Source organism: Ruegeria sp. E5, assembly GCF_056534105.1.
This window is the reverse complement of the sequence record NZ_JBQFPA010000002.1, coordinates 53,595-67,786: the sequence shown is the minus strand read 5'-3', so window position 1 is coordinate 67,786 and position 14,192 is coordinate 53,595. Positions and strand designations below refer to the sequence as shown.

Genomic DNA, 14,192 nt, shown 5'->3' with positions numbered 1-14,192 from the left:
ATATTTATAGCCAGATGAAGAACGGATCGGGTCATTTGCCCACCTTCCAGGCCAAATCCTTTGGCCCTTGCCCGACCGGCGATTTGATTGGAGCGAATTCTGGCTGGCTTTCAGCATCGCTTGGAGCGGCGGCCTTTTCGATTTTTACCTTCAGATCGAACCAGGCGGCCTGACCGGTGATCGGATCAGAGTTTGCCCAGCGCAGGCCGTCACCTTTGGGGGGCAGCAGCTCGTGGATCAGGTGGTTGAGCAGGAAACCCTTGGTGGCCTCGGGGGCGTCTTTCTGCAAGGCCCAGGCCCCTTTGCGCTTTCCGATGGCATTCCAAGTCCACACGGTATTGTTGTTCAGCGCAGCCATCTCCATGACGGGTACCGTGATCTCGCCATGTGGAGAGCTGACTTTGGCCCAATCGCCGTCTTGCAGCCCGTGTTCACGCATCAGCTTGGTCGGGACGTATAGCGGGTTGCGCCCATGCAGCTGACGCAACCAGGCGTTTTGTGTGCCCCAACTATGATACATCGCCATTGGCCGCTGGGTCAGAGCGTTGACGGTGAAGCCTTCATTGCCGGTCTGATCGGTTTCGTACCAAATGGGCAGGGGGTCCATTGTATCTTGGATCTGCGCGCGCAGGTGATCTGGGGGCTGGCGTTCCCCGTAGCCTTCGGCGGCCAGTTGGAATTTACGCATCGGCTCGGAATAGAGCTGGAATAGATAGGGCTGTGGGCTGTCATAGATACCCATGCCCACAGCCCAGTCTTGATAGGCAGTGTTCCAAGGTTTGTAGTAATCCGCACCTTCGGGAATATGCGCGACATAGAAGCCACCATTCTCGATGTATTGGTTCAATTGGTCGGGGTTAACCTCGCCACGACCTTCCTTGTCGCCGTTTTCGCCCCGGAAACCGGCAAGCGGTCCAATCCCCGGCTTGCGTTCGTGGTTGACGATATAGTCGGCGTAATCCGTCCACTTGGCGCTGCCATCATCGTTGGTAAAGCCGGGCAGGCCCATGCGGTTGGCCAGATCAATCAGAACCGACTGGAAGCCGCGTACGTCGCGGTCGGGTTCAATCACCGGCCAGCGGATCGCGTCTGCCGCTGCCTCGGCCTCGCAGATCGGGCGGTCCAGTAGCGAGATACAGTCGTGTCGTTCCAGATAGGTTGTATCGGGCAGGATAAGGTCGGCAAAGGCCACCATTTCCGAGGAATAAGCATCGGAATAGATGATATGCGGGATCACGTAATCGCCGTTCTCATCCTTGTCCGTCAGCATGTCCATGACACCCTTGGTGTTCATGGTCGAGTTCCAGGACATGTTCGCCATGTACATGAACAACGTGTCGATCTTGTAGGGATCGCCCGCATGTGCGTTCGAGATCACCATATGCATCAGCCCGTGGCTGGACATCGGGTTTTCCCATGTAAACGCTTTGTCGATCCGCGCCGGGCTGCCGTCTTCTTTCAGCGCCAGATGCTCGGGGCCGCGAACAAACCCCAGATGCGGCCCGTCCAGCGGCGTATTCGGCGTCACCTTACAATGCGGAGTCGGATGCGCCTCAACTGGCTTGGGGTAGGGCGGCTTGAAGCGGAAGCCGCCGGGGACTTCGACCGTTCCAAGCAGGATCTGCAGCACATGCAGGGCGCGGCAGGTCTGGAAACCGTTGGCATGGGCTGAAACGCCGCGCATCGAGTGCATCGCGACGGGGCGACCAATCATCTTCGAGTGTTTCTCGCCCCGGAAATCGATCCATTCATGGTCCAGTTCGAACGCTTCATCAAAGGCCACACGGGCCAGCTCGCCAGCAATCGCGCGAATGCGGGTCGCCGGTACGCCGCATTTATCTGCGATTGCCTCGGGGGCGTATTCATCCGCCAGATACCGTTCTGCCATGTGGTGGAAGACGGGGCGGTGGGTGACACCGTCCTTTTCGTAGGTCGCTGATAGGTCAGGGCGGACGCCGGGGGTGTCGAAAGCAGTCAGCTTGCCGGTATTGCGGTCGATGACCAATGGCTTGCCGTCATCGTTTTTCAGGAACAGACCCTTTTCCGGACCGTCGGATGCGTTGATCAGGACCGGCGCGTTTGTGTAGCGACTTAGGTAATCCAGATCGATTTTGCCTGCCTTCATCAGCACATGGATCATCGACAAGATGAACAGGCCATCGGTACCGGGGGTAATGCCGACCCAATCATCTGCCACGGCGTTATAGCCCGAGCGGATCGGATTTACCCCAATCACCCGGGCACCGCGCGCCTTGATCTTGCCGATGCCCATTTTAATCGGGTTGCTGTCGTGGTCTTCTGCAACGCCGAACAGCATGAACAGCTTAGTGTGATCCCAGTCGGGCTGACCGAATTCCCAGAATGCACCGCCCATCGTGTAGATGCCACCGGCTGCCATGTTGACCGAACAGAACCCGCCATGGGCTGCATAGTTACAGGTGCCGAAATTCTGTGCCCAGAAACTGGTGAAGCTCTGGCTCTGATCACGGCCGGTGAAAAAGGCCAGTTTCTCGGGGTTGTCTTCGCGGATCGGTTTTAGCCAACCGACAGCGATCTCGAGCGCCTCGTCCCAACTGATCTCTTCGAACTCGCCAGACCCACGCGGGCCGACGCGTTTGAGCGGTGCGCGTAGGCGCGACGGGGCGTTCACCTGCATGATTCCTGCGCTGCCTTTGGCGCAGAGAACGCCCTTGTTTACCGGATGATCCCGATTGCCTTCGATATAGGCGACCTTCCCATCCTTCATGTGCACGTTGATACCGCAGCGGCAGGCACACATGTAGCATGTAGTCCGGCGGATCTCGTCTGACACGGGTGGGGATAGGTTGAGGTTCGGTTGTTGATTCACGCTGTCTCTCCCTGTGGCGGATCGCCTTGGTACCTGTACGTGTTGAACACACTGGAGCGTAAGCACACCGGGCTCAACCATATAGAGGAAGAGAGTGCAGGCACCCCCTTCCTCTGCTTTTCTTTAAGCGGACCGGTTGAACCCGGTCCGACTTATGTTTTTGACAGCAATCAAACCTGCTGCAGACGCATGTCGCTTGCGTCGATACCTGCAACCTCAACCGGCTTCTTCATCGCGTCGCGACGGAAGGGTTCACCCAGTTCCTGGTTGATCATTGCTTCGATCAGGGTGGTGATGCCGTTCTTCTGATCCTCGATCGCCTGGCTCAGCGCCGCAGTCAGCTCATCCTGAGTGCGTGCGATGACGCCTTTCAGGCCACAGGCGTTGGCGATGCCGGCATAGGACACTTTTGTGTCCAACTCGGTGCCGACGAAGTTGTCATCGAACCACAGGGTCGAGTTGCGCTTTTCCGCACCCCACTGGTAGTTGCGGAACACAACCTGAGTGATGGCTGGCCATTCTTCGCGACCGATGGCGGTCAGTTCAGTGACTGCAATGCCAAAGGCACCGTCGCCAGAGAAGCCGACAACTGGTACATCCGGGCAGCCGATCTTCGCGCCAATGACCGAAGGCAGGCCATAGCCACAGGGGCCGAACAGGCCGGGGGCCAGATACTTGCGGCCTTCTTCAAACGAAGGATAGGCGTTGCCGATGGCGCAGTTGTTGCCGATGTCGGACGAGATGATCGCCTCTTTCGGCAGCGCGGACTGGATCGCGCGCCATGCTTTGCGCGGGCTCAGCCAGTCCGGCTTGGCAGCGCGCGCGCGTTCGTTCCACGTGGTGCCCGGATCGTCCTGCTCGTGGTCCATCGAGGTCAGCTCTTGCGCCCAACGCGATTTGGTTTCGGCGATCTTAGCCTTGCGCGCGTCGCGGCCTTCGTCACCGGCTGTGTCGGACAGTTGGTTCAGGATGCTGGTGGCAACGGTCGCCGCATCGCCCACGATACCAACCGAGACCTTCTTGGTCAGGCCGATGCGGTCGGGGTTGATGTCGACCTGAATGATCTTTGCATCTGCAGGCCAGTACTCCATTCCGTAACCCGGCAGGGTCGAGAAGGGGTTCAGGCGGGTGCCGAGGCACAGAACAACGTCTGCTTCCTTGATCAGCTGCATACCGGCTTTTGAGCCGTTGTAGCCCAGTGGGCCAGCGAACAGTGGGTGCGAGCCGGGGAAAGCGTCATTGTGCTGGTAGCCAACGCAGACCGGAGCGTCCAGACGCTCGGCCAGTGCTTTCGACGCTTCGATGCCGCCTTTCGACAGAACGGTGCCTGCACCGTTCAGGATAACGGGGTTCTTTGCGTTCGACAGCAGAGCTGCAGCTTCGGATACGGCCGTTGCACCACCCGAAGGCAGTTCAAACTCAACAACAGCAGGCAGCTCGATGTCGATCACCTGAGTGAAGAAGTCGCGCGGAACGTTGATCTGCGCAGGTGCCGAGGCGCGCTTTGCGTTCATGATCACCCGGCTCAGAACCTCTGCCATACGGCTGGGGTCACGCACCTCTTCCTGGTAGCAAACGCAGTCTGCGAACATGCGCATCTGCTCCATTTCCTGGAAACCACCTTGACCCATGGTCTTGTTTGCGGCCTGCGGAGTGACCAGCAGCAGCGGAGTGTGGTTCCAATAGGCAGTTTTGACGGCGGTCACAAAGTTGGTGATGCCGGGGCCGTTCTGGGCGATCATCATCGACATCTTGCCGGTTGCGCGGGTATAGCCGTCGGCCATCATGCCGCCGGACCCTTCGTGGGCACAATCCCAGAAAGTGATGCCTGCTTTGCCAAAGATGTCGGAGATCGGCATCATGGCCGAGCCGATGATACCGAACGCATGTTCGATGCCATGCATCTGCAGGGTTTTTACAAAGGCTTCTTCGGTGGTCATCTTCATCTGCGTAATCTCCGATCATAGAAGGATGGAACGGGGGTTTTGCACCCAGTTTTCTGATCGGTTTTGGCGTACGGGTGTCTGTGGCGTTAGGGCCAGAACCGGTAGCGGTTTAAGTCCAGAGTGCTTAAGAACGCCGGATCGCTTCAGCAATCTGTTGGATTCCCGGTTCGATACGATCCGACGAGATTGAAGAGTAGCCCAGCCGATAAAAGTTCTTTGGCCTGTTCTGGCTTGAAAAAAATGCCTCACCCGGTTCGATATGGACGCTTTGGCGCTGCAGGTCTCGGGCCAGTTTGCTGGTGCCTACATGCAGCGGCGCTTGCATCCAGATCGATGATCCGCCCAACATCCCGCGCCCAGCAACAGTCAGACCATATTGTCCAATTGCCTCCTCAATCGCTTCGCGACGGCGTTGCAGCGTTTTAGACATGCGCCGGATCTGAGCATCATAGTGGCCGAGCGATAGGAAGTAGGCTGCAGTTCGCTGCATGTGGCCAGGAGGGTGACGCAAGACCAGAGATCGCAGGGCGCGCGCTTCACGGATAAAGGGTTCGGACCCGACCATGTAGCCCAATCGAAGACCCGGAAACAGCGACTTGGAAAAGCTGCCCACGTAGATCACCCGCCCATCGCGATCCATTGACCTGAGCGCCGGTGACGGGGCCCCGAGAAATGACATTTCGAATTCATAGTCATCCTCGACGATCATGGCGTCAAGTTCACGTGCACGACGCAGCAGTGCATGTCGGCGGTCCACCGGCATGGTCGCGGTTGTCGGGCTCTGGTGGCTGGGGGTGGTGAATATGACGTCGGTATCATCTGGGATCGTTTCCGGGGGCAACCCGTCCCGGTCGACCTTCAGATAAGACAGCTTGCATTCCGAGTGAATCAGAAGATCGCGCAGGGCGTAATAGCAGGGGTCCTCGATCGCTGCCCTACGGTTCCGGTTCAGCAATATGCGAGACGCCAGCCAAAGGGCGTTCTGAGCGCCCAGGGTGATCAAGATTTCTTCGGGCCGGGCTACAATTCCACGGCGGGGAAGAGTATGCCGGGCGATGAATTCAAGCAGCAGCGGGTCGTCCTGATCGACATAGTCCCCGGTCAGAGAATCAAAGTCCTTATGTCCCAACGCCCGAACCGCGCAGAGACGCCAGTTTGCATGATCGAACAGCTTTCTGTCGACTTGGCCATAAATGAAGGGATAGCGGTAGTCACGCCAGTTGCTGGGTTTTGTCAGCACATCACCGCCCGAGAAACGGCGAGCAAACGCCTGATCCCAGTCAACCACTTCGGTGTCGCGCCGCACTGGCGTGTAGGTCGGCGGCACTGGCGCATTTTCTGAAACATAGTATCCCGACCGGCCTTTGGCGGTCAGGTAATCATTGGCCAGCAGTTCAGTATAGGCAAGCGTGACCGTAATCCGGCTGACACCCAAATGGGCAGCAAGTTTACGGGACGAGGGCAGCTTTTCCCCGACGTGGAAGCGTCCTGACAGAATGCCTTCGGCAATCAGCTGTTGCAGCTGCGCCTGTAAGGTGCCTTGCCCATTGCGTTCCAAAAAGAATGTGTCGACCGAAATACCCATTGCATCGTTATAGGTTGGACCTAAGGCGGTGGCAATCTGGACTTATGGCCCTGCGAACCATGTGGAGAGTTTTACGCACACGTGTGGTTGACGCAGGATACGAATTAAACTAAATAGCCATAAATCTAGTTTAATGGAGATAAAGGATGTGGGAAGAAGCTGCCGCAGGTTTCTCTGCCATGGGCTCGGAAGCCCGATTGAAGGTTCTTAAGACCTTAGTTCGTGCTGGGGAAGCAGGCCTGACCGTTGGAGAAATTCAAACGAGGACAGGAATCGCGCCCTCGACTCTGGCGCATCATCTGCGGTTTCTGGCTGCTGGCGGAGTAGTTGAGCAAGAGAAGATCGGGCGTAGCACGATCAACCGCGCGTGCTTTGACGAATTGAGAAACCTGGCGCAGTTCATCCTAAGTGAATGCTGCGCAGACGAAATCGGAAAGGCCGCAAACGATGGCTGAACTGACCCAAAACCCCAAGCCACTTGCCAGAAACTTGATCGACCTGATCAAAACGCCCTGGGCTCTGATCGTGGTCATACTGGCGCTGGTGGCCGTTCTTGATCCGGGCAACTGGACCGAGGTTGTGAGTTTTGCAGCCAAAGCGCTTGCGCATACGGGCCAGTACATCCTGTTTGCTGTTCTGCTGCTATCATACCTGAAGGCAACCGGGGCCGAAGTGATGGTCGCCCGTGCATTTGAGGGTCGCGAGACACGGATGATCTTTCTGGCCGCGTTGTTTGGCGGGCTGGCCCCATTTTGTTCCTGCGAAGTGATCCCATTCATCGCAGGCTTGCTGGCTCTGGGTGCGCCATTGTCGGCCGTGATGGCATTCTGGCTCAGTTCACCGTTGATCGACCCCCCGACGTTGCTGATTACTGCGGGTGCGCTGGGTTGGCCGTTTGCAATTGGTAAAGCGGTTGCCGCTGTCGCGTTGGGTTTGTTCGGCGGGTTTGCCGTGCGCACCCTGATGCGGGGAGGTGCCTTTGCGCAGCCGTTGCGTGAATACAAACCCGCTGGTTGCTGCGGTTGCGGACCAAAGCAAGATGACAAACCCGTCTGGAAGTTCTGGCAAGACCCTGACCGTCGGACGCGCTTTCGGGTTGAGTTCGTTCACAATGGCCTGTTCCTGCTCAAATGGCTGGCATTTGCCTACGTGCTCGAAGCATTGCTGGTCAGCTATGTTCCGGCAGACCTGATCGCCCGCGTTGTTGGTGGTGAGGGTGTTGTACCAATCGTCATCGCAGCCTTGGTCGGAATGCCTGCCTATCTGAACTCTTACGTCGCACCACCGCTTCTTGCGGGTCTGATGGAGCAGGGTATGAGTGCGGGTGCTGCGATGTCATTCATGGTGGCCGGTGCCGTCAGTTCGATACCTGCGATGGCGGCCGTGTGGTCACTGGTGAAACCGCGCGTCTTTGCCACCTATCTGGGGTTGGGCATCAGCGGTGCCATCGTAGCAGGCATCCTGTTTCAAATGATCTAAACAAAAAACCGCCCGGTTGAGCCACCGGGCGGTTTTGCTTTTCTAGCTCGCTTCGCAATATCGTGGCAGTTTGAACCGATACCTTGGCTCTCCACTTTCAACGAAAACCCGTTTCTCGATACAGGCTTGGGTTCCAACTGTCTGAGCAATCGGCCCTTCGGTCGAAGTGATTGATGCAGCTGAGCCATCCGGCAAGCGCACCGAAGCAATGACCCCGTTCTTGAGATCGCCATTGATCGGTGTCGCCGACAAAACCGCGACGGTGAGAAACGCCTCGTGCTCGTGCTTGCCGTCGTCATTCAGCAACAGCAAGCCAGCGACTATCGCGATCATCACTACGGCACCTGTAATGGCCAACCACCAGGATTTCAGGAACACATAGATTGAAACGGCACGATGCGCGTCGAAGAATAAGGATAGAACCTTTAGCATCAAATCACCCAAAAAATCGGGTCCCGGCTATTCGAGGCCGGGACCATGCGCATCTCAGGGGCGCAGATCGTCTTCGTCTTCTTCATCACCACCACCCTTGGGCAGGTTGAAGAAGCTATCCGCATCGACGATGGGCTCTTCGTCTTCCTTCTCGTTGGTGTCCTCGGACAACGAGAATGTCTCGAGACCTTCGATCGCGGTCGGGATCTTGGGCGCTGAATCCATCTCAAGCGACTGTTCGGTCGAGACCAGTTTGCGACGCTCATCATCGCTCATCACGCCACCTTCGGCTGCTTTCTTGGCCGCGGCCTTTTGCACGATGGCATCCAGTTCGGATTGTTTGCACAGTCCCAGGGCAACCGGATCGATCGGCTGCATGTTCGAGATGTTCCAGTGCGTCCGCTCGCGGATCGACTGGATGGTCGGCTTGGTGGTGCCGACCAGCTTGGCAATCTGGCCGTCGCTGAGTTCCGGGTGGAACTTGACCAGCCACAGGATCGAGTTCGGACGGTCCTGACGCTTGGACAGCGGGGTGTAGCGCGGACCACGGCGTTTCTCTTCGCCTGATGCCGCCGGATTGAATTTCAGCTTCAGCTTGTGCAGCGGGTTGTTTTGCGCGGTGTCAATTTCTTCCTGAGTCAGCTGGTTGTTGGCAATCGGGTCAAACCCTTTGACACCTGCAGCCACATCACCATCCGCAATACCCTGTACTTCCAGCTCGTGCATGCCTACGAAATCCGCGATCTGCTTGAAGCTGATCGTGGTGTTGTCCACCAGCCATACGGCGGTTGCCTTGGCCATAAGCGGTTTTGCCATCAGCCCGTCTCCTATAAATACATCTGTCCCGTCGCCGGAATTCGGCGGCCCCGAAGCTATGGGGCAGGTTTCCGTTGTCGGGGAACTTGGGGCCTATATAGTCGCGACAGCTAAAGAAGGGAAGAGGCGAATGCGCTGGGCGATTTTGTGGGTGCTAAGTGCCATGGCTGCGATGGCCGAGGGCGAAAAGGCGGGCGAGTTCGACTACTACGTCCTGTCGCTCAGCTGGTCGCCCAATTGGTGCGCCCGCGAAGGCGATGCGCGCGGATCGGATCAGTGCAACGCACGACACGATCACGGATGGATATTGCATGGTCTCTGGCCGCAATTCCATCAGGGTTGGCCTTCGTATTGTCGCACGTCCGAAGCGCCACCCACACGCCGCATGACGCGGGAAATGGAGGATATTCAGGGCTCATCCGGGTTGGCCTGGCATCAATGGAAAAAGCACGGCACCTGTTCGGGCCTCAGTGCACCCGACTATTTCGCCCTGTCGCGGCAGGCTTATGCAGGAGTTGCGCGCCCCGAGGTGTTCCGCAAGCTGGACGCGACGGTCAAACTGCCCGCTTCGGTGGTGGAAGAGGCCTTTCTCAAGGCCAATCCCACGCTCGAGCCTGACATGATCACCATCACCTGTAAGCAAGGCTATATCGAAGAAGTCCGCCTATGCCTGTCCCGCAATCTTGACCCGGTGCCCTGTGGCCGCGACGTGATCCGTGATTGCACCGCTAAAGACGCGGTGTTTGATCCGATTCGTTAGAGCTTTTTGTTCTGGCAGTCGCGCGCATAATCCAGCGCTTTGGCGGTGCCTTTCAGATCAATCGCCATGACGGTCTGACCTTCTGGATTGTAGACGGTCATGGTCTTGTTCTGCGCAATCGAGGTGACGAAACTCCGGTCCGTAAAGAACACCGTCGCGCCGGGCACGCGATCCTGCTTGAACCCGATGGCGGTGGCATCAAAGCTCTTGCCGTCCAGCTCAAACCGGATTGGGTATTGTTCCCCCGGTTTAATGTCGCCCCAAGCCTTGTTGTAAACTGTGAAATACCCGCGATTATCCAACGCGTCATAGCCTAGCCGCACCACCGAGAGGTCCTGATAAACGGTTTGTATCAGGCACCCATTGCCAAGATTGGGGTCCATCATGATGTTCCAGCCTTCGACAAAACCTTTGTCGATAAGTTCCTGCGACAGGGCGGCAGTGGCGGCGAAGGCGGCTAAGGTGAGTGCGAGAAGGCGGGTCATTATGTGCTCCAAGTCTTTCGCTCAGTGGAATTTAACTCTGTTCGTTTTTCAAGCTAATTTGAGATTTGAATCTAAAAGGACACCAAAAACACTTATCCGCCAAGATCATTGCAAACTACCCGTCTTGGTCAAGATCGTCTCGGTGCCGTTTGACAGGCGAAAAACACATCCTTGGGTCCTGGGAAGTTTTAACAGATCGTTGATGCCAAGGCCCAGCCAAATCCCGCGCAATATCAGTGACGTAACCCCGTGCGTCACCACGATTGCGGATTCGTCTTGCTCGTCTAAGAACGATTGTACCCTCTCATAGATCTCGTCAAAGCTTTCGCCATCCGGGCTGCGAAAATACCAATGATAGGACTCGTATGGGCAATCGATTTGAGTCCGAATGAATTCCCGCGTCGCGCCTTCCCATTGGCCAAATGCGATTTCCGTTAACCGGTCATCGTTTGCGAAATCAAACTGGGGTGCAATCGCCAGCCTTGCGGTGTGTTGCGCCCGCTCCTGCGGGCTGACGAACACGCGTTTAGGGTGGTTGGGGATACGGCCAAGTATCTCCCGCTGCTGCCGCGCCTGATAGATACCGGTTTCCGTTAGCGGAGAGTTCTTGCGGCCTTGAAACTTGCCCAAGGTATTCCACTCGGTTTCGCCATGTCTTAGGACAAACAGATCGGGGTACTTGGTCAATGCGGTTTCCTGAATTACCCACAAGCTAATTTCTAGTGTAGATTGACAGTGCATGCCGAACACACTTTGTCAGATTTCCTTCCTCGCCCGCAAAGCCGCCGTAATCGTCCCATCATCCAGATAGTCCAACTCGCCCCCAATCGGCACACCTTGTGCCAGGGATGTCAGACGAACCTGCCCCTCCAACTGATCCGCGATGTAGTGGGCGGTGGTCTGACCATCGACGGTGGCGTTCAGGGCGAGGATGATCTCGGTGATACTCTCGGCCACAACCCGGTCCTTCAACCGGGGGATGCGCAATTCATCCGGGCCGACTCCGTCCAAAGCCGACAACGTGCCGCCCAAAACGTGATAGCGGCCCTTGAAGACCCCGGCGCGCTCCATCGCCCAAAGATCTGCGACGTCTTCGACTACGCACAGTTCTCCGGTTGCGCGGGCCTCATCATTGCAGATGTCGCAGATATCAGTGGTGCCCACATTGCCGCAGTTCAGGCATTCACGGGCAGTTACGGCTACCTGCTGCATGGCGTCAGAAAGCGGCGTCAGCAGCAGGGCGCGTTTGCGGATCAGGTGCAGGACTGCGCGGCGGGCCGAGCGGGGGCCGAGACCGGGCAGCTTGGCCATCAGGTCGATCAGATTGTCGATGTCACTGTTCGAACTCACCGTGAGACCCTCGCAATTGGGCCAGGGAAACACGCCCCGGCCATAGATCCGTCAGGAGGGTGTATCAGAACGGCAGCTTGATGTCTGCGGGCAGGCCCATGCTTTCGGTCAGCTTGGCCATTTCTGCCTGCGAACGTTCCTGCGCCTTGGTTTGGGCGTCCTTGATCGCGGCGAGGATGAGGTCTTCGACTACTTCCTTATCGTCACCGTTAAAGATCGACGGGTCGATATCCAGACCTTTCAACTCGCCCTTGGCGGTCGCGGTGGCCTTGACCAGCCCGGCACCGGATTCGCCGACAACCATGATGGTGTTCAGCTCTTCCTGCATGTCAGTCATCTTGGTCTGCAGATCCTGCGCGGATTTCATCATCTTGGCCATGTCACCCAGGCCGCCTAAACCTTTTAGCATCGGTAATCTCCTGTCACTCGATTTGTGGCCTAGATACGAAGCGTAACCGCGCGGCACAAGAGGTCAGGATACTCCCGCCCGTCGTCAAGGTCTTTGGCAAGACCTTTCCTCCCGTTGGGCCCGGCAGCGCGCAAGGCGCGCTGCCGGGCCCAAAGCCGCTCAGGGGTATCGGCGTCAGCCGATGGCCCGTGGCGGGTGCGGGAGCATTTGGTTGAGGTGCGCTTATGCTCGAAAGTCAGTCCTCTTCAAACGGGTCCCATTCGTCTTCGACCTCGGGCAGGGCTTCGGTTTCGACTTGAGCGGCGCGTTGTTCTGCGGTTTCGATGCTCTTGATCCGCGCTTTCGGGAAATGAGTCAGCACTGCTTGCACCAGAGGATGCTGTTCAGCCTCGGCCTTCAGTGCCAAGTCTGCAGCGTCCCGTACCTCGGCAATGGTCGGTGCGTTGCCCTCAGCGACAATAGAAACGGCCCACCGGTTGCCCGTCCAACGCTGCAGCGACGCGCCCAATCGTTGTGACAGGTCGGTCGGGGCGTTGTCGGTTGGGGCGAACTCGATCCTGCCCGGTTGGTAGGATACCAGACGCACGCCGTTTTCGACCTCGACCAACAACTTCACATCCCGGTTGGCTCGGATCAGTTCGACCACATGTTCAAATGTTGGATAGCGTGCCAGCGCTGCCTGCACATCCTGGGCCAGCGCGGCCGTTGGCCCGCCTGCGTTGCCGCCGATTCCCGATGCGGCATAGGCCGATCGGGCCACAGCCTGTGGCGCGGCAGGAGCATGTCCCGGCGCACCGATTCCCTTGCCGGGGCCACCATTGGGCGGCGGAGGCGTATCTTGCAGACGCTTGATCAGCTCCTCCGGGCTAGGCAAGTCGGCCACATGGGTCAGGCGGATCACGGCCATTTCCGCAGCCATCATTGCGTTGGGTGCGGCGGAAACTTCCTCGAGCGCTTTCAGCAGCATTTGCCACATGCGTGTAAGGACTCGCATGGGCAGAGCCTCGGCCATTTGTTGACCTCGGGCGCGTTCGTCGGGGGAAACGGTGGGATCTTCGGCGGCATCCGGGGTGATCTTGACCACCGAAACCCAATGCGTGATTTCAGCCAGATCGCGTAAGACGGCGAGTGGATCAGCCCCTTCGGCATATTGCCCGCTCAGCTCGGTCAACGCGCCTGCAGCATCGCCGCGCAGGATCATATCCATCAGATCCAGCACCCGGCCCCGATCGGCCAGCCCCAGCATCGCGCGCACCTGATCCGCTCTGGTTTCACCGGCCCCGTGCGAGATCGCCTGATCCAGCAGTGAGGTCGCATCGCGCGCCGATCCCTCGGCGGCCCGGGTGATCAACGATAACGCATCCTCGGCAATCTGTGCCCCTTCGGCACCTGCAATTTTGCGAAGCAGTCCGATCATATCCTCCGGCTCGATCCGGCGCAGATCAAAGCGCTGGCAACGGGACAAGACGGTCACCGGGACCTTGCGAATCTCGGTGGTGGCAAAGATGAACTTCACGTGTTCGGGGGGTTCTTCCAGCGTCTTGAGCAGCGCGTTGAAAGCGCTGGTCGACAGCATGTGAACCTCGTCGATGATATAGATCTTGTAGCGCGCGGACGCAGCGCGATAGCGGACGCTGTCGATGATCTCGCGGATGTCATTGACACCGGTGCGGCTGGCGGCATCCATCTCCATCACATCGACATGGCGGCCCTCCATGATGGCTACGCAGTGTTCACATTGACCGCAGGGTTCGGTGGTAGGGCCGCCGCTGCCATCGGGACCGATGCAGTTCATACCCTTGGCTATGATCCGAGCGGTCGTCGTCTTGCCGGTACCGCGGATGCCGGTCATGATGAAGGCCTGCGCGATCCGGTCCGCCTCGAAGGCGTTTTTCAGAGTGCGCACCATGGCGTCCTGACCGACTAGATCGGCAAAGGTTTCGGGGCGGTATTTGCGGGCAAGAACCTGGTAGGCGGGGCTGGGCGTCTCGGTCATGTCTGCTCTGTCGGATTCGCGTTACGCCGCAGCGTAGAGGCCCCCGCCGCCCGCGTCCACAGCCGGCCGGGACGATTTTCATTTTG

The 14,192-nt window shown here is 58.0% G+C and carries 13 protein-coding genes; 3 read left to right on the top strand and 10 right to left on the bottom strand.

The genetic code is table 11. The features are described 5' to 3' along the window. Nucleotides 1-31: 31 nt before the first annotated feature. From ACR0BI_RS08475 to pdxR, 3 genes are all read right to left on the bottom strand, one after another. A complete protein-coding gene (locus ACR0BI_RS08475) occupies nucleotides 32-2,848 on the bottom strand; it encodes a molybdopterin oxidoreductase family protein (protein WP_480562319.1) in 2,817 nt (938 codons plus the stop codon). 170 nt (nucleotides 2,849-3,018) lie between these two features. Next, nucleotides 3,019-4,794, bottom strand: coding sequence for a sulfoacetaldehyde acetyltransferase (gene xsc, locus ACR0BI_RS08470; protein ID WP_170514751.1), 1,776 nt, complete (start codon nucleotides 4,792-4,794; stop codon nucleotides 3,019-3,021). Between the two features lie 124 nt (nucleotides 4,795-4,918). Then, nucleotides 4,919-6,379 carry a MocR-like pyridoxine biosynthesis transcription factor PdxR gene (gene pdxR, locus ACR0BI_RS08465; RefSeq protein ID WP_480562320.1) on the bottom strand — a complete coding sequence of 487 codons (1,461 nt, stop codon included), beginning with the start codon at nucleotides 6,377-6,379 and terminating at the stop codon, nucleotides 4,919-4,921. Between the two features lie 146 nt (nucleotides 6,380-6,525). Between pdxR and ACR0BI_RS08460 the strand changes: the two genes are divergently transcribed. Together ACR0BI_RS08460 and ACR0BI_RS08455 are read left to right on the top strand one after the other, a co-directional pair. Beyond that, complete coding sequence (locus tag ACR0BI_RS08460) at nucleotides 6,526-6,834, top strand: ArsR/SmtB family transcription factor (protein ID WP_170398716.1); 309 nt, start codon at nucleotides 6,526-6,528, stop codon at nucleotides 6,832-6,834. Continuing rightward, entirely contained in the window at nucleotides 6,827-7,858 is a 1,032-nt protein-coding gene (locus ACR0BI_RS08455; protein ID WP_480562321.1) for a permease, read from the top strand. Before ACR0BI_RS08460 ends, ACR0BI_RS08455 begins: the two co-directional genes overlap by 8 nt. 42 nt (nucleotides 7,859-7,900) lie before the next feature. Here the strand turns inward: ACR0BI_RS08455 and ACR0BI_RS08450 are convergent, their stop codons facing one another. Further along, entirely contained in the window at nucleotides 7,901-8,290 is a 390-nt protein-coding gene (locus ACR0BI_RS08450; RefSeq protein WP_170398710.1) for a hypothetical protein, read from the bottom strand. Nucleotides 8,291-8,344: 54 nt separating this feature from the next. Continuing rightward, entirely contained in the window at nucleotides 8,345-9,106 is a 762-nt protein-coding gene (locus tag ACR0BI_RS08445; RefSeq protein ID WP_170398707.1) for a DUF1013 domain-containing protein, read from the bottom strand. A gap of 130 nt (nucleotides 9,107-9,236) precedes the next feature. On the opposite strand from ACR0BI_RS08445, the gene ACR0BI_RS08440 reads away from it, so the two are divergent. Beyond that, on the top strand, nucleotides 9,237-9,866 hold the full coding sequence (locus ACR0BI_RS08440) for a ribonuclease T2 (protein ID WP_170398704.1): 630 nt from the start codon (nucleotides 9,237-9,239) through the stop codon (nucleotides 9,864-9,866). Here the strand turns inward: ACR0BI_RS08440 and ACR0BI_RS08435 are convergent. The 5 genes from ACR0BI_RS08435 to ACR0BI_RS08415 form a co-directional block, all read right to left on the bottom strand. Beyond that, nucleotides 9,863-10,351 (bottom strand): hypothetical protein, encoded by a 489-nt coding sequence (locus tag ACR0BI_RS08435; RefSeq protein ID WP_170406567.1) that lies wholly within the window; start codon nucleotides 10,349-10,351, stop codon nucleotides 9,863-9,865. The two genes, ACR0BI_RS08440 and ACR0BI_RS08435, sit on opposite strands and share 4 nt — an antisense overlap. 105 nt (nucleotides 10,352-10,456) lie before the next feature. Continuing rightward, the gene (locus ACR0BI_RS08430; RefSeq protein WP_170398699.1) at nucleotides 10,457-11,038 is read right to left on the bottom strand and encodes a histidine phosphatase family protein; all 582 of its coding nucleotides are present in this window, start codon (nucleotides 11,036-11,038) and stop codon (nucleotides 10,457-10,459) included. A 69-nt stretch (nucleotides 11,039-11,107) separates the two neighbouring features. Continuing rightward, entirely contained in the window at nucleotides 11,108-11,701 is a 594-nt protein-coding gene (gene recR, locus ACR0BI_RS08425; protein WP_170398696.1) for a recombination mediator RecR, read from the bottom strand. 64 nt (nucleotides 11,702-11,765) lie between these two features. After that, nucleotides 11,766-12,110, bottom strand: a complete 345-nt coding sequence (locus ACR0BI_RS08420; protein WP_170398693.1) for a YbaB/EbfC family nucleoid-associated protein — start codon at nucleotides 12,108-12,110, stop codon at nucleotides 11,766-11,768. A 235-nt stretch (nucleotides 12,111-12,345) separates the two neighbouring features. Further along, nucleotides 12,346-14,106, bottom strand: coding sequence for a DNA polymerase III subunit gamma/tau (locus ACR0BI_RS08415; protein WP_480563112.1), 1,761 nt, complete (start codon nucleotides 14,104-14,106; stop codon nucleotides 12,346-12,348). Nucleotides 14,107-14,192: the final 86 nt, after the last annotated feature.

Bases quoted from the DNA above. Each gene is read 5' to 3' on its own strand.
- xsc (WP_170514751.1), bottom strand. From the start codon at position 4,794: ATGAAGATGACCACCGAAGAAGCCTTTGTAAAAACCCTGCAGATGCAT.
- pdxR (WP_480562320.1), bottom strand. From the start codon at position 6,379: ATGGGTATTTCGGTCGACACATTCTTTTTGGAACGCAATGGGCAAGGC.
- ACR0BI_RS08460 (WP_170398716.1), top strand. From the start codon at position 6,526: ATGTGGGAAGAAGCTGCCGCAGGTTTCTCTGCCATGGGCTCGGAAGCC.
- ACR0BI_RS08455 (WP_480562321.1), top strand. From the start codon at position 6,827: ATGGCTGAACTGACCCAAAACCCCAAGCCACTTGCCAGAAACTTGATC.
- ACR0BI_RS08450 (WP_170398710.1), bottom strand. From the start codon at position 8,290: ATGCTAAAGGTTCTATCCTTATTCTTCGACGCGCATCGTGCCGTTTCA.
- ACR0BI_RS08445 (WP_170398707.1), bottom strand. From the start codon at position 9,106: ATGGCAAAACCGCTTATGGCCAAGGCAACCGCCGTATGGCTGGTGGAC.
- ACR0BI_RS08440 (WP_170398704.1), top strand. From the start codon at position 9,237: ATGCGCTGGGCGATTTTGTGGGTGCTAAGTGCCATGGCTGCGATGGCC.
- ACR0BI_RS08435 (WP_170406567.1), bottom strand. From the start codon at position 10,351: ATGACCCGCCTTCTCGCACTCACCTTAGCCGCCTTCGCCGCCACTGCC.
- ACR0BI_RS08420 (WP_170398693.1), bottom strand. From the start codon at position 12,110: ATGCTAAAAGGTTTAGGCGGCCTGGGTGACATGGCCAAGATGATGAAA.
- ACR0BI_RS08415 (WP_480563112.1), bottom strand. From the start codon at position 14,106: ATGACCGAGACGCCCAGCCCCGCCTACCAGGTTCTTGCCCGCAAATAC.